This is a genomic window from Shewanella sp. FJAT-52076 (assembly GCF_019457455.1).
Classification (GTDB): domain Bacteria; phylum Pseudomonadota; class Gammaproteobacteria; order Enterobacterales; family Shewanellaceae; genus Shewanella; species Shewanella zhangzhouensis.
In genome coordinates this window covers 3,291,055-3,307,194 of record NZ_CP080415.1, presented here as the reverse complement: position 1 = coordinate 3,307,194, position 16,140 = coordinate 3,291,055, and the positions used below count along the sequence as shown (strand labels likewise).

Genomic DNA, 16,140 nt, shown 5'->3' with positions numbered 1-16,140 from the left:
ATCGTTCACCCAGTGAGGGATAACCATGGAAGACAGGGCTATTGCCGTTGAACGGCAGTTTATCGAAGCATTGGAGAGCGGCCGCATCGAGGCCTTTCTCGAACACACCCAGGGCTGGGATCATCGCCGCCTCGGGCTCAGTGATGCCGACTTTGTGGGGATTTTCGAGTCCCAGCTAAAGAGTCGTCTACTTGATTTGGAGTCGCGCCGTATGCGGGCGCGCAATGAAGGCTTTTATACCATCGGCTCTTCGGGCCACGAGGGTAACGCCGCCATTGCCGCAGTGCTCAATACCAGCGACATGGCATTGCTGCATTACCGCAGCGGCGCCTTTATGGTGGAGCGCAGTCGCCATGAGGCGAGTGAGACCGTGCTGTGGGACATGATGCTCTCGTTTGCGGCCTCATGCGAAGACCCCATTTCCGGCGGCCGCCATAAGGTGCTGGGCAGCAAGTCACTGAATATTCCGCCGCAAACCTCCACCATTGCCTCCCATCTGCCCAAGGCAGTTGGGGTGGCCTTGAGTATTCCCCTCACCGAGCGTCTGGGTGTTGAAGGGGCTTTGCCCCCTGATGCCATCGCCATGTGTAACTTTGGCGATGCCTCGGCCAACCACGCCAGCGCCCAGACCGCCATCAATGCGGCCTGCTGGGCGGCGTTTCAGAATATTCCCATGCCGCTGATGTTTGTCTGTGAAGACAACGGCATAGGCATTTCTACCCCCACGCCCAAGGGCTGGATTGGCGCCAATTTCAGCCAAAGGCCCGGGCTTAAGTATTTTTGCTGCGATGGTTTGGATTTGCTCGACACCTACAAGGTGGCCAAAGAAGCGGCCCATTGGTGTCGCAGCCATCGCCAGCCGGTGTTTTTGCATGTGCGCACCGTGCGCCTGATGGGGCATGCTGGCAGTGATGCCGAAATTGCTTACCTGCCCAAGGCGAAAATCCTTGAAAACGAAGCCCAGGACCCCTTGCTTCGCAGCGCCGCCATGCTGATAGAAGCAGGCGTACTGAGCGCAGAGCAAATCCTCGCAATGTATCAGGAGCTTAAAGACAGGATTGCTGCCATTGCCAGAGTGGCTGCCACTCGCCCCAAGCTGAAAACGGCAAAAGATGCCATGGCGAGCGTGGTACCACCGAAGCTTGCCAATCCCCGTGCAGTGAAGACGTTGGGAGATGCCGCTTTTGCGAGTCTCTTTGCCGCCGACAAGCAGTCGCTGGGCAAACCCGTGCACATGGGTAAGCTGATTAACCTGACCCTCACCGAGCTGATGGCGAGCAACGACAATATCGTTATCTGCGGCGAGGATGTGGGCAAAAAGGGCGGTGTGTACCATGTAACCTCGCGCCTGGTGGAGCGCTTTGGCCCCAGCAGAGTTATCAACACCCTGTTGGATGAAACCTCCATTTTGGGCCTCGCCACCGGTATGGCCCACAACGGCTTGCTGCCCATCCCCGAAATCCAGTTTCTGGCCTATGTGCATAACGCCGAAGACCAAATTCGCGGCGAGGCGGCCACCTTGCCGTTCTTCTCCAATGGGCAGTACACCAATCCTATGGTGATCCGCATTGCGGGCCTGGCTTACCAGAAGGGCTTTGGTGGTCACTTCCACAACGACAATTCCTTCACCGTGTTTCGCGATATTCCCGGGCTTATCCTCGCCTGCCCATCCAATGGTGCAGATGCCCAGGGCATGCTGCGGGAGTGTGTGCGCCTTGCACGTGAAGAGCAGCGACTGGTGATATTCCTTGAGCCCATCGCACTCTACATGACCCGCGACCTGCATGAGGCCGGCGATAGCCTGTGGGCGGCGGAATATGTGCCCGAGCGTGAAGCCAAACCTTTACGCTTCGGAGAGCCTGGCATTTTTGGCGATGGAAAGGATTTGTGCATCATCAGCTATGGCAATGGGTACTACCTGAGCCGTCAGGCCGAGAAGGAGCTTGCGAAGTCGGGCATCAATTGCACCCTGGTGGACCTTAGGTATCTCGCGCCGCTCAACGAAGCCGCCATTTGTGATATCGCCGCCAACTGCCGCCATGTACTGGTGGTGGATGAGTGTCGCCGCTCTGGCTCAGTCTCTGAGGCCATAGTCACGGCGCTGCACGAACGGCTTGGCGATGATTGCCCTCCCGTGGCGCGGCTTAACGCCGAAGACTGCTTTATTCCGCTGGCGGATGCTGCCACCTTGCCGCTGCCGGGTAAAGACAGCATAGTCGATTGCGCGCTCAAGCTGGTGCAGGGCAAAGATGCTGGCACTGATAATGGCAGTGACAGTGATGCAGGCATCGTGATTGGACTGGAGGCATCGGCATGAGCACGACGAAAGAAAGAGTGTTAGTGATAGCCCCGGGCCGAGGCTGCTACAACAAAGAGGAGCTTGGGTATCTTCAGCGCCTCCACGCCGATAAGGGCGACTTTATCGCCGGTATCGATGCCTTCAGGCGCCACGAGGGGCAAAAATCCATTGCCGAACTCGATGCCATGGATAAGTACTCCTTCAAGCTGCATACCCCCGGTGAGAATGCGTCGGCACTCATCTACGCCTGCGCCATGGCCGACTTTATGGATATCGACCGGGAACGCTTCGAGATAGTGGCCGTGACCGGCAACTCCATGGGCTGGTATATCGCCCTTGCCTGCGCCGGGGCGCTGGATGAAGAGGGCGCCATCGGGGTGATTAACACCATGGGCTCCATGATGCAGGATGGCTTAATTGGCGGGCAGATGATTTATCCCGAGATGGATGATAACTGGCATCCGAGTTCTGCCAACACGCAAATGCTGGATGCCTTGCTCGCCGAGGCTGATGCCACCGACGGCTGCGCCCTTTATACCTCGATTCGCCTCGGCGGCTTCAGGGTGCTGGCGGGCAACGAAGCGGGGCTTAAGCTTGCCGAAGAGCGACTGCCGAAAATCGATGAACGTTACCCCATGCGGCTCTATAACCATGGCGCCTTCCACTCGCCCCTGTTAACCGAGGTGTCGACCAAGGGCAAAAGCCTGTTGCCAAAGAGCCTCTTTAGCGCGCCCAAGGTACCCATGGTGGACGGCCGCGGCGCCATTTGGACCCAGTACAGCACAGACACTGAAAAACTCTGGGATTACACCCTGGGACATCAGGTCACCGAGCGCTATGATTTCACCACCGCAGTGCAGGTGGCGGTAAAAGAATTTGCCCCGGACAGGGTGATGATACTGGGACCTGGCACCACCCTTGGCGGCGCTGTGGCCCAGAGTCTCATTGGTTGCCATTGGTTTGGCTGGCAACAAAAGTCGGATTTCAGTGAAGGGCAAAAAGTCGACACCAGACTTATTGCCATGGGGATGGACGCCCAGCGGCCATTGGCACTGAAGCCCGGCAGTAAATAGTCACTACCCCGAGAAAAACAAAACGGCCCTTGGGCCGTTTTGTTTTTTCGACTTCAGACTGGTTCAGTCGAGATCTTGTTGCACCACCGCCAAATAGCCCATTTCGAACAACTGGTCGTTTACGCAAGTCAGCAAATAGCTTTCCTGCTCTTCGAGTGGGATTTCCTGCTCTGTGATGAGCTCCAGACAGACTTCTTTGATTTGTTTGACATCTTCACTGGGGGCCGGAGGAAGGTCGAGAGTGGGTTCTTCTTCGGCGGGTACGGCAAAGCTAACCACAAGCGCCATTGCCAGGGCGACTTTGGTGAGGATAGCTGAGGGGGTGCGCATTTTGGGTTCCTTCAAGGGGTTAGAACAACCGGGACCAAGGTACCGCTCGGCATCCTTACAATGCCCCGGAGGCGGCGCTATTGTGACAGTAAGTTTAGTCTTTGGATATCGCGAGATTTTAGTGGTGTCGGAAAGATTTTTTTTCCTTGATGCTGTAACGCTTCCCCTTGTGATGTGTTCACCTGGGATGGCATAGTAATCTCTTTAACTTACATGGAATTAGAAGCAATGAGTGCGCAATCGCCCAGCATCTACCGAACGACTGATGGCCGCATTCAGGTGCGCCACAGCGACGCCAATGACATAGGTGCCATTCGCGCCATTTACAGTCAGCCCAGTTGTTTTGCCAATACCCTGCAGCATCCCTTTCCATCACTGGAGAAATGGCAGCGCCGTTTGGGGGATTTACCGGACAATTGCTACAGCCTGGTGGCCGAAATCGATGGTGAAATAGTGGGGCAGGCCGGCATGGAGGTCTTCGCTAATCCAAGACGAAAACATGTTGCCAATCTGGGTATGGCCGTGAGTGAAGACTATCAGGGAATAGGTGTGGGCTCGGCGCTCCTGGCCGCCATGATGGAACTGGCCCATAACTGGCTGGCGGTAAGGCGCATCGAGCTTGAGGTGTACACAGACAACCACGCCGCCATCAAACTCTACAAGCGTCACGGCTTTGTGATTGAAGGTGAGGCCATAGGCTACGCGTTTCGGGGCGGCGAATACGTGGATGCCTTTTTGATGGCCAGCTGCCGCGACTTCGGCTGAAACTTGTGCCGATAAGGCCGGTGCTCAGTCGGCCAGGCGCGTGCTATTGCTCGGTCTGCTCCGCGTCATTGGCACTGTTAAAGTGTGTCAGGAAAGCCAGCGCTTCCGGCGATAACCCGGAGGCAGACAAATACTGGCGGGCGCGGCCCCGCTGCAATAAAAAGCCTCTTGCCGTTGGGGTAATCGCATCCAGGCTGTCCCAGGCCAGCTCGCGCTTTTGCCCCAGTGATTCTGTTATCAGCAGGGTGTCGGTGACAGTGAGGGTGACTTCATTGCCGGCGGCGCGGCTCATGAGTTGTCGCCACAGCCACCAGGTGCGCTGATACCGCACGCTTAAAAATTCCAGTACCGTTAATCCGAGGAAAAACCATCCCACGTAGGATGGCAGCGGGCTTGCCAGCAGTGCAAAGGTCATCAGGCCAAATCCAAGGGTTTTGATATGGCGTTTGGGGCCTGTCAATGGAGTGACTGATTCATCGAAGCACTCTTCAAAATGGGCGCGATTCAGGATAAAACTGTGCTGGTGGTTTAAACTTGTCGGCATTGCGATGCTCAAGAGTTTGGTGGCTGGGGATATGTTCCCAAAGCAGCCTTAAATTCAGGTGAAACCGGAGACAGCGCCAATGGCATTGATACCGAAAAATTATGTTCCAGTGGGTTCCACCCGGATATTCGGCGGTAATGATATACCTGAGCTGCTGTTGTCGCAGCATCGTACCCGAAATGGCTTCTACAGCCAAATCGAGGTGGTTGAAGGCGAGCTGCTGTGGCAGGGCTTTGGCGACACAGATGGCAAGCCCGGTATTGAGGTGCATCTGCGCGCCAACGACAGGGCCATGACTCACCCGGGCAAGTGTTACTGCGTTAAGCTGCTTACCGACGATACCCGTTTTAGACTCAATGTGTTTGCCCATGAAAGCCTGCAGGAAAGCAATGTCGATGTCAGCAGTACAGTGGGGCTCTTTCTCGAACCCCTGGATCCCGAACCGACGCCCGTGACTAAACAGACTGAGGATACTGATTGCGAACTTCAGGCAGATCGCTGAGGTATTCCACAAACTCCACTTCCATGCCATCGGGGTCGATAAAGTACACGTTGCGTCGGCCCGAATCAGGGGCACCGTCTTTGGCAATGGCAAAACCGGCGGCTTCGAGGCGGGCAATCAGGGCATCCAGCGACGACACCACAAAGGCAAAGTGGGCCAGACCCGGCTGATGACCGGTGAGATCCCGGCTCTCCCCATCTCCATCATTATTTAACGCAATGTATTGATAATCATCGCCAAAGTGCAGCCATTGGCGCGGTTTGCCATACCAGCTGCCATCCCCGCCACCCCGAACCTGCCAATGGGGAAAGGCGGCTTTGTAAAAGTTCAGGCTCTTTTCCAGGTCATGCACGACCAGATTAATGTGTTCCAGATGTACCATGATTGCGTTCCTTGTCGTGGTTAGTTGCGAATATTTGGTTTCAGTATTTACGTTTTTCCACCCGCCAGGGGGGATTCAGGCGATTTTCGGCGGCATAAAACAACTTAATGGTATTGCCGCTGGGGTCGGTCAGCTCGGCCTCACGCCACAGCCAGGGTTTATCTTCCGGGTCTGCTTTAAAAGATATGCCCTTGGTTTTCAGTTCTGCCACCCACTCGTCCAGTCGCTCACTCTCAAAGTAGAGGCAGTGACCCGGGGAGGGCGGCTCCTTGCGCAGGTGCAGGGAAAAACTCTCGTCACCTTCCGGCAGGGCGAAGCGGGCATAGTGCGGTGTATCCACTATCTGTATCGCGCCCAGAGTCAGGTAAAACTCCACCGCGGCAGCCATATCGGTCACGCTCAGGGTGATTTGATTCAGTCTCATCTTGCCTCCTGTGTCTGTCGGTGTGGTTACATGCCGTATTGAAAGGGATCCCGGTACTGACGCATCGGTAACAGCAGCTCGGTGTAGTGGCCGAGCAAGGCCACAGACTCGGCAATGCGCCCGCGGATGGCCTTATCGCGACTGCTTTGTTCGGCTTCTGCCACCGGGTGGAGCACCTCTTCTACATTGCGCACTATGACGTTGGCGGGAATAAACACCATCTTGTTGTTTTTATTGCCGCTTACCATGAGTTCACTCAGTGGGAACACCCCGTTGAGGCTGGATGAAACCGACACCAGCAGCGCGGGTTTATGGCCGGTCACAGGCACGCTGGCATTCATCAACAGTTGCTTCAGCACAGGTGTGGCCATGCCGCTCCACTCCGGGGTAATGAGCACGTAAGCATCGCTGGCAATGAGTTTGGCCTCGATAACAGCCCAGTCTTCGCCCTTGCTTTCGCGGCTGTCACCGTCCCAGAAAGGCAGTGAATACTCAGCCAGTTCAATCACTTCTACGTCGCTGAAGCTGTGGCTTTGCGCCTTGATGAATTCGGCTACCCTGCCGCTTTGTGAACCCTGGCGCTGACTGCCGTTGATGATGCTGAGTTTCATGGTGGCTTTCCTTATTAGTAAAGTTTTTTGTTTCCAAATTAATTTGTAAGGTAAATGCTTTACTTAATTGTGTAAAGCTAAAAATAAACAAAAAAGTTTACTTAATACTTTTGTTATCCATAATAGAGCCCAGAACAGCCGCATTTATGTATTGGATGAAACCATGAAAACCTGCCAGAAAATCCTCGATTTGCTGAAACAGCAAGGGCCCATGACCGCCGCCGGTCTGGCCGAATCGCTGGGGCTGACCTCCATGGGGGTGAGGCAACATCTGCAGGCCATGGAAGCCGAAGGTAATCTCGCCTATGAAGACATCAGCGAGGGCCGCGGCCGCCCGGCACGCTACTGGACACTTACCGATGCGGCGCAAAAGCACTTTGGCGATCGCCACAGCGAACTGACTTTAAGGCTGATTGATTCGGTTAAGGTGATTTTTGGCGATGCGGGTATGGATGCCCTGATTAGTCACCGCGAAGCGGCCTCTGAGCAGGCGTACCTCGAGCGTATGGCCAGCGAAAACACCCTTGCCGGGCGCATCGGGCAACTGGCGGCCATTCGCAGCGAAGAAGGTTATATGGCGACCGTGGCAAATGAGGGCGAAGTCTGGTGGCTGTACGAGAATCACTGCCCCATTTGCGCCGCCGCAACCAGTTGCCAGAGCTTTTGCCGCTCGGAGCTCATGCTGTTTCGCCGTTTGCTGGGTGAAGGTGTCTCAGTGGAGCGCAGCGAGCACATCATTGAAGGGGCGCGCCGCTGCGCCTATCGTATCACTGCGGCCATTGCTGAATAAGGCGCAGAACCATGATTTCCCCCCGGGGTAGGCTTGACAGCTTTCTGGCCAAAACCCTCAATATCCCCAAAAAAGCGGTTCGCGAACTGCTCAAAGCCGAGCGGGTGACTGTGGATGGCAAGGCAGCGCTGGAGATGGCGCTGCAAATCGGGCCCTTCAGCCAGATTTATTTAGACGATACCGCCCTTCGCGCTGAAACACCGCGCTACCTGATGCTGCATAAACCCGTGGGCGTGGTATCGGCCACCAAAGACAAAGAGCATAAAACCGTGCTCGACCTTATCCCTGAGGCGCTCAGAACAGGCTTACACATAGTCGGCAGGCTGGATTTGAATACCTCGGGGCTGGTGCTCTTGTCCAACGACAGCCGCTGGTCCGAGTCCATGATGCAACCCGGTGCCCATGTGCCCAAGGAATACCGGGTGACTCTGGCAAATGAGCTCACAGAAGATTATGTCGCCGCTTTTGAGCGCGGCTTTTACTTTGAGACCGAAAACATCACCACCCTGCCTGCCAGGCTTGTCATCCTCGGTGAGCGCGAGGCGAGGGTGGAGCTGTGTGAAGGTAAGTACCACCAAATCAAGCGCATGTTTGGCCGTTTTCAAAATCCGGTTGTTGGACTGCACCGAAACCGCATCGGTGCCCTGATGCTGGACCCAGAGCTTGCCCCCGGGCAATGGCGACCACTGACCGAAGATGAAAAGCTGGCCTGTCTGCAGGGCGTCGAATCGCCACACGATTGAAGGCAGAAGCCTCTGAAAAGATAAAGAAAAAGACTGAAATATCAGTCTTTTTATTTTTAACACCCAGATAGGGGAATCGGTTCAGGCCCTGGGCGGTTTAAGGGAGATCCAAAGCTTGATATGGCCCTTTACCACCACCACGCCGTCTTTGTCGTAGGCGGTCACGGGCACCAGCAAATCGCCTTCCTGCCAGTCTTCCGGTTTTACTTCAGCCACACAGCGGATATCGCTACCGGCCTTGGCGGTGTAATCCAGGCTCATACCCTTGGGGATCCAGCGCAGATGTGGCGGAATTGAGGCTTCGGCCATCACGCCCATGGCCATTTCCAGGCCGTTACAGATGGCTATCACGTGCACTGTTTTGATGTGGTTATGCACGGCATTGCGCTTCTTGATAAAGCATTCGCAGTAGTTGGGTCGAAGTTCGGTAATGAGTGGTTTTATGGTGCCAAAGTAGGGCGCCATGCGGGCCACCATTTTGGAAAAAATAACTCTGCCAAAGGGATAGGGAATGAGCTTCTGGTAAAGGGCCATTACCTTGTTGGGTTTGCCTGCCATGGTTTTGCTTCCTGTCTGTGGGTGCTGCATCTTGTTATCCGGGCGCAGTGGTTGCTTTGCTGTGAATCTGCAACTGGTCTGGCCTGTTTGTTTTGTCGCAGTGTAACATGGCATTAACCATCTGCAAGAGGGCTCGGCTTTATGATGGCGCTGTGGGGGAGTCCGGTGGCTTTCGTGCCGGTCTAACACAAAGTTCATTTTCAGCCGCTGCCAAGCCGACATATAATCGGCGGCAACAATAAGGACAGTGTCGGCCAAGTGCCGGTATTTTTTGGGGAATTGGGTGAACAACTTACTGACTTACTTTAAAGGGCTCGCCATGGGCGCGGCCGATGTGGTGCCCGGTGTATCCGGTGGTACCATCGCCTTTATTACCGGCATTCTGGACAAGCTGCTGGACAGTGTCCGCGCCATTAATCCCTCTCTCATCAAGGTGATACGGGATGAGGGCGGCAAGGCCGCCTGGGCGCGTATCAATGGCACCTTTCTGGTGTGTCTGCTTGGCGGTATTCTGACCAGTATCTTCAGCCTCGCCAAGCTGATTTCATACCTCTTGGCGCATCACCCCATTCCGGTTTGGTCCTTCTTCTTCGGCCTGATTTTGGTGTCGGTGTGGCATATGCTGCGGCAGGTAAAGGGTTTCGATGCCGGGCGCATTGCGCTCTTTATCCTGGGCGCTGTGGTGGCCTGGGGTATCACTGTACTCACCCCCACCGAAATACCCGCCACCTATCTTAATGTGTTCCTCGGCGGCGCCATCGCCATCTGTGCCATGATTTTGCCGGGCATTTCCGGCAGTTTTATCCTGCTCTTGCTTGGCCTCTACCCAGCAGTGCTCGCCGCCGCCAAGGGCCTGCAGCTGGATATCCTCGCCTGTTTTGCGGCTGGTGCTGTCTGCGGCATCCTGAGTTTCAGCCACCTGCTGTCGATGCTGTTGCGCAAATTTCACGACGCCACCATTTTCTTCCTCACCGGCTTGATGCTGGGCACCCTGGGTAAAATCTGGCCCTGGAAAGAAACCTTAAGCTGGCGCACCAACTCCCACGGCGAGCAGGTACCTCTGGCGCAGCAAAACCTCACGCCATGGGGTTTCGAGCAGCTCACCGGCGAGTCATCCCAGCTGGGTTTTGCCATCGTCTGCGCCTTGGTGGGTATAGTTCTGGTGCTGATTATCGAGAAACTGGGCGAAGGTAAACCGAGCCACTGATTCGGTTTGTGATAAACATCGGCAACGAATATCAAAAAGCCCGCGAGAGCGGGCTTTTTGCTTTTTCTGGCTGGTTTGCACGGGTTTCACGGCCGCTGTCGCCTTACTGTGATGGCGGGGTAGGTAACTGAGTGGAAGTCTGAGTCGGGGTTTTAACTGATGTCAGTGCCAGCATCCATCCGTACAGGCCACAGACTTCCATCAGTTATTGCTTAACTTTAACTCGCCAAACGATGTGGCTGTAAGTTACTGTAGATAATCAATTAATTTTGAGCTTGTATCGCATAGCGTGCGCTATTTATTGCCTGGGTGTCAGCGATGCGGACCGGGAATTGGCTAACAGGATGTACTTATGGATGAGAAAACACGGACGCTGACTTTACATGTACGACAGTTAAGGGGCGTGCTGCTAAAGCTTTTCATCGCAGCGATCTTTATCGGTGGTGCCATAGCGCTGTTTCGTTTTGGACTGCTCCCGCTTCTGGGCAAGCTCTTGTCCCTCGGTGAGAGTGAGCTTGCCGCTGTGCGCCGGGGCGGTATTCTGTTGTGTCTGCTGCTGGGTTATTGGGGCTATGTGCACTTTGCTGAAAAGCGCCGTCCCACAGAGCTTGGGATAAAGCCCGGCAGCATAGCCCTGAGTGCTTTGCTGGGTGTTGCCATGATTGCCCTGGCATCGGCGGTGCTCTTTGCCTGTGGTGTGTATCAGCTCAATGAATATCGGGGCTTTGACAGCGCACTTTTTGGGGTGGCAGGCGTCATCCTGGTGGCTGCCACGCTGGAAGAGGTGGTGTTTCGCGGCGTGATGTTTCAGGCATTGGAAAGCGCCTGGGGTACAGTGCCTGCCCTCTGGCTGCAATCGCTGTTCTTCTCGGTGCTGCATATTGCCAACCTGGACAGCAATTTAGGCACGCCAGAACTGGTGGTCACCGTGATTTCGGGCACCTTGATAGGAGCATTCTGGACAGTGCTTTTTGTGCAGAGTCGTAATATCTGGGTGGTGGCCGCCCATCATGCTGCCTGGAACTTTGCCGTGCTGCTGACCGGCTTGCCGCTGTCCGGGCTCGATGATTGGCGTGCGGTAGCGCCCCTTGAGAGCAGCTACCATGGCCCCAATTGGCTCAGTGGCGGCACAGTTGGGCCGGAAGACTCGATACTGACGGTCGTACTGGTGGCGGCTGTGTTCACGGCAATCCTGTTGTGGGCCCGTAAGAGCAGGCGATTGCTGCCCGCAGCCCCGCAGTGATGGGGAGGCATTGCTTTTTCGAATATTGCTGAATACATGACTTTGCCTGCTTTCAGCCGTCGCAGACTATGCTAATCTGGTTTCTCAGGCGTTGCCGTATATGGAATCTCTTACAGGAAGTTGAATGATGTTTATTGTCTCTCTGACCTATTTGGTTGAGCTTGCCGAGGTCGAAAAACACCTGCAGGCCCATCTGGAATATCTGGATAAGCACTACGCCCTCGGGCACTTTTTGGCATCCGGCCCCAAGTCACCGCGTACCGGTGGAGTGATTTTGTCGCACCTCGACAGCCGCGAGCAACTGGATGCCATCCTCAATGAAGACCCCTTCTTTCGTTACGGTATTGCCAATATGGAAATAACCCGGTTTATGCCATCCAAGGCGGCGCCGGGGTTTGAAGCCCTGCTGAGCCTCTGATGCCAATGGCTTGAAAAAGCGGTATTGCTGAACACAACAGGACCGCCGGTGCGGTCCTGTTGTCGTTTGAGCGGGTGTGTGGCAAGCCCTGAAATTCAGTGCTTAGCCGAGCACGGCGCCGAGCACCCGCTGCCAGTTGCCACCCATGATTTTATCGGTGTCCGCGGCGCTGAAACCTGCGCCCTTGAGGGCATCGTGGATACGGCTCATGCGTTCTATGTGATTGAGTTCGGGGATCACCACGTGCATCGGCTCATTGTCGAAGCCGAGTACCTTTTTGGCCCGCAGGCTGTGCCACCAGTCCAGATACTCCTTCACCCCTTCGGCGTTGTCATTGTTGAGTTTGAGCAGATTTTCCTGGCCCCGCAGCGGATAGTCGTTGGCAATGGCCACCGCATCTATGCCGCCTACTTTGGCAACGTGTTTCAGCTGCGCCAGATAGTGCTCAACCGTGGGTGTGCTGTTGGTCGTCAGCCAAAAGCTCATCATAAAGGTGCCGAATACACCGCCGCTGTCTGCAATAGCGCGGATCACCTGATCTGGTGAGCAGCGCGCGTGGTTGACGATGGCGCGGGCAGCGCCGTGGCTTTGCACCACCGGCATGCGGGAGGCGGCTAAGGTGTCCAGTGCGGTTTGGGGGCTGGAGTGACTCAGGTCGATGAGAATGCCGCTGTCGTTGAGTTTATCCACCAGGGCATAGCCCTTGGGACTGAGGGGGAGATTCAGGCCGCCGCGCTCATCGCTGTCCAGCGCGCCACCGGCAAAGCTGTTGCCATAGTGATGGGTGAGCTGCAGTACCCTGAGGCCCTTTTGGTAGAACTCATCCACCTGGGACAGGCGCTCTTCCACACAGTCTGCCCCCTGAATCTGGAAAAACACCGCAGTGCGACCCGACTCACGGGCGCTTTGTATGTCTTTGGCTGAAAGCCCCTGCAGTAGCTGCTTGGGGTTTTCGCTTACGCGCTTTCCGGCTTCGGCAATCGACTTGATGCAGGCGTCGTAGGTGCGCTTGTAGTTGAGGGTGCCGTCTTCCTGTTTTACTTCTTCAATAGCTGAGATATCACACAGATAGGCTGAGAGGCCGGAGGCGGCGAGGTCGTCCAGGGAGTCAGGTAAAAACGACAGGCCATCTATATAAAGGGGTCGCAGTGACTTGGCACCAAGCACTCCAGTGGGCAGGGCCGACAGTAGGGCGCTGGCGCCGAGAGCTTTTATCAGGCTGCGCCGGTGCAGATTGGTCATGGGGTATCCTCGCGGCTTAATTCTTTGATACGGTTTGCCAGGGCATACACGCCATTGGTGCGTGATGGGCTGAGCTGCCCCTCCAGACCCAGGGCGCTGAAATAGGCCGCTGCATCGAAGGCAGCCAGCTCTTCACTGGTTCTTCCGGAGCAGGCGCTCAGCAGCAGGGCTATCAGGCCGGTGACAATGCGCGCCTCGGATCCGGCAATAAAATAGTGTTTGCCCTGCTCGCCATAATGATACAGCCAGGCGGCGCTCTCGCAGCCGCGCACCCTGGCATCGTCGGTTTGCCACTCAGGCGCCAGGGGCGCCAGGGCTTTACCGCCCAGCATCAGGGCGCGGTACTTCTCCTGCCAGTTGGGGGCTTGTTGCACCTGACTAACCAGCTGCGCGAGCGGGGCACTGCTGTCTTGATAGCGGCTTAAAAACTCGGTGGGGGAGGGATGTAGTTCCATGGTTTCCTCGCAGCAGATCATGGGCATAAGAGTTCGGCCGCTTCTTTGATGGCAGCGAGAAAACGGTCAATGTCATTCGGGGTGGTGTAAAGGCCGATGGAGGCACGGCAGCAGCCTTTTACGCCCATCAGGCTCATCAGCGGCATGGCGCAATGATGGCCGCAGCGAACTGCAATTCCCTGCTGATCCAATAAGATTCCCACATCCTGATGATGTTCATCCCCCAGGTTGAAGGCAATGGCGCCGCTGTTGGGGGCAAAAGCCGTGTCATCGTGGGGGCTGTGAATGCGGATTTGCGGCACCGCCTCAAGCCCGGCGCGAAGCCTGGCCATGAGTTCCATCTCGTGGGCCTGCAGCGCAAACCTGTCGAGGCTATTGATAAAGTCGATTGCGGCTCCCAGTCCGATAACAGAGACGATGGGCGGCGTACCGGCCTCGAGCCGGTTTGGCAGCTCGCCAAATTGGGTGCCAGCAAAGCTTACCGTTTTTATCATCTCGCCGCCGGTGAGCAGCGGCGTGAGGCTATCGAGCGCCTCGAAGCGACCGTAGAGCACGCCCACGCCATCGGGTGCATACATCTTGTGGCCGGAGAACACGTAAAAGTCGCAGCCGATATCGGCCACATCCACGGCCTGATGCGCCACTGCCTGGGCGCCATCCACCAGGGTGAGGGCACCCTTGGCGCGGGCTTTGGCGCAGAGGATTTTTACGTCATTCACAGTGCCCAGCACGTTGGATACATGACCGAGCGCCACCAGGGCGGCGCCTGCTTCAAGCTGCGCGTCGAATGCCGCTATATCCAAACGCAGCTCTGCCGTGAGGGGAATGGCTTCGACCCGGGCACCGGTTTGCGCAGCAAGCTGCTGCCAGGGCACCAGATTGGCATGGTGGGCGGCGCTGTCCACCAGGATGACATCGCCGGGATTGAGACGGTGTTTAAGCCCATTGGCCACCAGATTGATGGCCTCTGTGGTGCCGTGGGTGAAGATAATTTCTTCCCGGCGTACGGCATGGATAAAGGCTTTGAGTTTATCCCGCACGGCTTCGTAGCTGGCGGTGGCACGACCCGACAGGGTATGGGCTGCACGGTGCACGTTGGCGTTGTCTGTGGTGAGAAAGTTCGCCATGGCGTCCAGTACCTGCCGGGGCTTTTGACTGGTGGCGGCCGTGTCCAGATACACCAGCGGATAATCGCCAATGTGTTGGTCAAGTGCAGGGAACTGGTTACGAAGGCTGGGAATGTTCATTAAAACGCTGTCAAAGCAGTAGCCGAAAAGGGATTGAGTTGATCTTTAAGGATTTGCGCGGCCATTGCAAGGCCGCGCCGGGATTGAAACAGGAATTGAAGCAATAATTGATCTGGATTGGCAGCCCGTCACTGCAGCCCGTAACTATAGCCCGTAACTATAGCCCGTAACTTAAGGGCAGGGTAAACGGTAGATTTCCCCAAGGGCGTTGATGCGCTCAAAAAGCGCGTCGGGCATGCTGACATCCAGGCTGTCGATGTTCTCTTTCAGCTGCTCCACCGAAGTGGCACCTATGATGTTGCTGCCCACAAAGCTGCGACTGTTCACAAAGGCCAGTGCCATTTGCGCCGGGCTCAAGCTGAACTCCCGCGCCAGATTGACATAGGCCTCGGTGGCCGCTTTGGCATGGTCGCTGCTGTAGCGGGCAAAACGCTTGAACAGGGTCAGACGTGCCTGCTCCGGCCATTCGCCATTGAGGTATTTGCCGCTTAAAGTGCCAAAGGCCAGTGGCGAGTAGGCCAGCAGCGGTAACTCTTCCCTGTGGCTGATTTCGCTCATGCCCACTTCAAAGCTGCGGTTAAGCAGGTTGTAGGGGTTTTGAATCGATACGATGCGTGGCAGACCATGTTTTTCGGCCAGATGCAGATACTTCATGATGCCCCAGGGGGTTTCGTTGGAGACACCGATGTAGCGGATTTTCCCTACCCTAATCAGCTCGGCCAGGGCCTCAAGCGTTTCAATAATGGGGGTTTGGTGCTCGGCATCGTCACGCTTGTACATCAGCTCGCCGAAGAAATTGGTGTTTCTGTCGGGCCAGTGCAGCTGATACAGGTCGATGGTGTCTATGCCCAGGCGGGTTAAGGACGCATCCACGGCCTCGTGGATGTTGTTCCAGTCCAGTGCCATCTTGGGGCGGATATAGTCGCCCTTGCCACCGTGGGCACAAATCTTGGTGGCGATCACCAGTTCATCGCGATTGCCACGGGCCTTGAGGTAGTTGCCGAGGATCTCTTCTGTGGCCCCCTGGGTCTCGGGGCGGGGCGGCACAGGATACATTTCGGCGGCGTCGATAAAGTTGATGCCCCGGCCAATGGCGTAGTCCAGCTGGACAAAGGCGTCGGCCTGGGTATTTTGTTCGCCCCAGGTCATGGTGCCAAGGCACAGAGAGCTGACCTCCAGATTGGAGTGGGGCAGGCGGCGGTATTCCATCAAAACATCCTCAGCATGATAGGCGTTATGAGTTTGAAGCTATCAATTCTGGCTGATAAAGCAAGGCAGCACAGGGCCTTGCTTTATCGCTTGCACAA

19 protein-coding genes are annotated in these 16,140 nt (G+C 56.0%); 9 read left to right on the top strand and 10 right to left on the bottom strand.

Going from position 1 to position 16,140, the window contains the following annotated elements; translation table 11 throughout:
* The first annotated feature begins 25 nt into the window (after positions 1-25).
* Both K0H79_RS14560 and K0H79_RS14555 read left to right on the top strand, forming a co-directional pair.
* A complete protein-coding gene (locus K0H79_RS14560) occupies positions 26-2,317 on the top strand; it encodes an alpha-ketoacid dehydrogenase subunit alpha/beta (RefSeq protein WP_220076284.1) in 2,292 nt (763 codons plus the stop codon).
* Positions 2,314-3,372 (top strand): ACP S-malonyltransferase, encoded by a 1,059-nt coding sequence (locus K0H79_RS14555; RefSeq protein ID WP_220076283.1) that lies wholly within the window; start codon positions 2,314-2,316, stop codon positions 3,370-3,372. The genes K0H79_RS14560 and K0H79_RS14555 overlap by 4 nt, the downstream gene beginning before the upstream one ends.
* Before the next feature lie 63 nt (positions 3,373-3,435).
* Here K0H79_RS14555 and K0H79_RS14550 read toward each other — a convergent pair whose 3' ends face one another.
* Positions 3,436-3,702 carry a hypothetical protein gene (locus K0H79_RS14550; protein WP_220065438.1) on the bottom strand — a complete coding sequence of 89 codons (267 nt, stop codon included), beginning with the start codon at positions 3,700-3,702 and terminating at the stop codon, positions 3,436-3,438.
* A 228-nt stretch (positions 3,703-3,930) separates the two neighbouring features.
* Between K0H79_RS14550 and K0H79_RS14545 the strand changes: the two genes are divergently transcribed.
* A complete protein-coding gene (locus K0H79_RS14545) occupies positions 3,931-4,467 on the top strand; it encodes a GNAT family N-acetyltransferase (protein WP_011760900.1) in 537 nt (178 codons plus the stop codon).
* Between the two features lie 43 nt (positions 4,468-4,510).
* On the opposite strand, the gene K0H79_RS14540 is transcribed toward K0H79_RS14545, so the two are convergent.
* Positions 4,511-5,011, bottom strand: coding sequence for a YcxB family protein (locus tag K0H79_RS14540; protein WP_220076282.1), 501 nt, complete (start codon positions 5,009-5,011; stop codon positions 4,511-4,513).
* 79 nt (positions 5,012-5,090) lie between these two features.
* Between K0H79_RS14540 and K0H79_RS14535 the strand changes: the two genes are divergently transcribed.
* Positions 5,091-5,513, top strand: coding sequence for a DUF1971 domain-containing protein (locus tag K0H79_RS14535; protein ID WP_220065436.1), 423 nt, complete (start codon positions 5,091-5,093; stop codon positions 5,511-5,513).
* Here K0H79_RS14535 and K0H79_RS14530 read toward each other — a convergent pair.
* Genes K0H79_RS14530 through K0H79_RS14520 form a run of 3 tightly spaced genes read right to left on the bottom strand, consistent with a single transcriptional unit; the run spans position 5,467 to position 6,930 of the window.
* Complete coding sequence (locus tag K0H79_RS14530) at positions 5,467-5,895, bottom strand: VOC family protein (RefSeq protein ID WP_220065435.1); 429 nt, start codon at positions 5,893-5,895, stop codon at positions 5,467-5,469. The two genes, K0H79_RS14535 and K0H79_RS14530, sit on opposite strands and share 47 nt — an antisense overlap.
* A gap of 40 nt (positions 5,896-5,935) precedes the next feature.
* On the bottom strand, positions 5,936-6,319 hold the full coding sequence (locus tag K0H79_RS14525) for a VOC family protein (RefSeq protein ID WP_220065434.1): 384 nt from the start codon (positions 6,317-6,319) through the stop codon (positions 5,936-5,938).
* A 26-nt stretch (positions 6,320-6,345) separates the two neighbouring features.
* Positions 6,346-6,930: an NAD(P)H-dependent oxidoreductase gene (locus tag K0H79_RS14520; RefSeq protein ID WP_220076281.1), complete on the bottom strand. Its 585-nt coding sequence runs from the start codon at positions 6,928-6,930 to the stop codon at positions 6,346-6,348.
* Positions 6,931-7,093: 163 nt separating this feature from the next.
* Between K0H79_RS14520 and K0H79_RS14515 the strand changes: the two genes are divergently transcribed.
* Together K0H79_RS14515 and K0H79_RS14510 are read left to right on the top strand one after the other, a co-directional pair.
* Positions 7,094-7,720, top strand: a complete 627-nt coding sequence (locus K0H79_RS14515; RefSeq protein WP_220076280.1) for a metalloregulator ArsR/SmtB family transcription factor — start codon at positions 7,094-7,096, stop codon at positions 7,718-7,720.
* A gap of 11 nt (positions 7,721-7,731) precedes the next feature.
* Positions 7,732-8,463 carry a pseudouridine synthase gene (locus K0H79_RS14510; protein ID WP_220076279.1) on the top strand — a complete coding sequence of 244 codons (732 nt, stop codon included), beginning with the start codon at positions 7,732-7,734 and terminating at the stop codon, positions 8,461-8,463.
* Positions 8,464-8,544: 81 nt separating this feature from the next.
* Here the strand turns inward: K0H79_RS14510 and K0H79_RS14505 are convergent, their stop codons facing one another.
* On the bottom strand, positions 8,545-9,021 hold the full coding sequence (locus K0H79_RS14505) for a hotdog fold domain-containing protein (protein ID WP_220067924.1): 477 nt from the start codon (positions 9,019-9,021) through the stop codon (positions 8,545-8,547).
* A 319-nt stretch (positions 9,022-9,340) separates the two neighbouring features.
* Here K0H79_RS14505 and K0H79_RS14500 point away from each other — a divergent pair, with 319 nt between their 5' ends.
* The 3 genes from K0H79_RS14500 to K0H79_RS14490 all read left to right on the top strand — a co-directional run bounded on the left by K0H79_RS14500 (position 9,341) and on the right by K0H79_RS14490 (position 11,889).
* Positions 9,341-10,228, top strand: a complete 888-nt coding sequence (locus K0H79_RS14500; protein ID WP_408733396.1) for a DUF368 domain-containing protein — start codon at positions 9,341-9,343, stop codon at positions 10,226-10,228.
* A gap of 352 nt (positions 10,229-10,580) precedes the next feature.
* Complete coding sequence (locus tag K0H79_RS14495) at positions 10,581-11,471, top strand: CPBP family intramembrane glutamic endopeptidase (RefSeq protein ID WP_220076277.1); 891 nt, start codon at positions 10,581-10,583, stop codon at positions 11,469-11,471.
* Between the two features lie 124 nt (positions 11,472-11,595).
* Complete coding sequence (locus tag K0H79_RS14490; RefSeq protein WP_408733354.1) at positions 11,596-11,889, top strand: YciI family protein; 294 nt, start codon at positions 11,596-11,598, stop codon at positions 11,887-11,889.
* Between the two features lie 102 nt (positions 11,890-11,991).
* Here the strand turns inward: K0H79_RS14490 and K0H79_RS14485 are convergent, their stop codons facing one another.
* The 4 genes from K0H79_RS14485 to K0H79_RS14470 form a co-directional block, all read right to left on the bottom strand.
* Complete coding sequence (locus K0H79_RS14485) at positions 11,992-13,131, bottom strand: membrane dipeptidase (RefSeq protein WP_220076276.1); 1,140 nt, start codon at positions 13,129-13,131, stop codon at positions 11,992-11,994.
* A complete protein-coding gene (locus tag K0H79_RS14480) occupies positions 13,128-13,586 on the bottom strand; it encodes a SufE family protein (RefSeq protein ID WP_220076275.1) in 459 nt (152 codons plus the stop codon). The genes K0H79_RS14485 and K0H79_RS14480 overlap by 4 nt, the downstream gene beginning before the upstream one ends.
* A 17-nt stretch (positions 13,587-13,603) precedes the next feature.
* Complete coding sequence (locus tag K0H79_RS14475) at positions 13,604-14,833, bottom strand: aminotransferase class V-fold PLP-dependent enzyme (RefSeq protein ID WP_220076274.1); 1,230 nt, start codon at positions 14,831-14,833, stop codon at positions 13,604-13,606.
* Between the two features lie 171 nt (positions 14,834-15,004).
* The gene (locus K0H79_RS14470) at positions 15,005-16,042 is read right to left on the bottom strand and encodes an NADP(H)-dependent aldo-keto reductase (RefSeq protein WP_220076273.1); all 1,038 of its coding nucleotides are present in this window, start codon (positions 16,040-16,042) and stop codon (positions 15,005-15,007) included.
* Positions 16,043-16,140 lie beyond the last annotated feature (98 nt).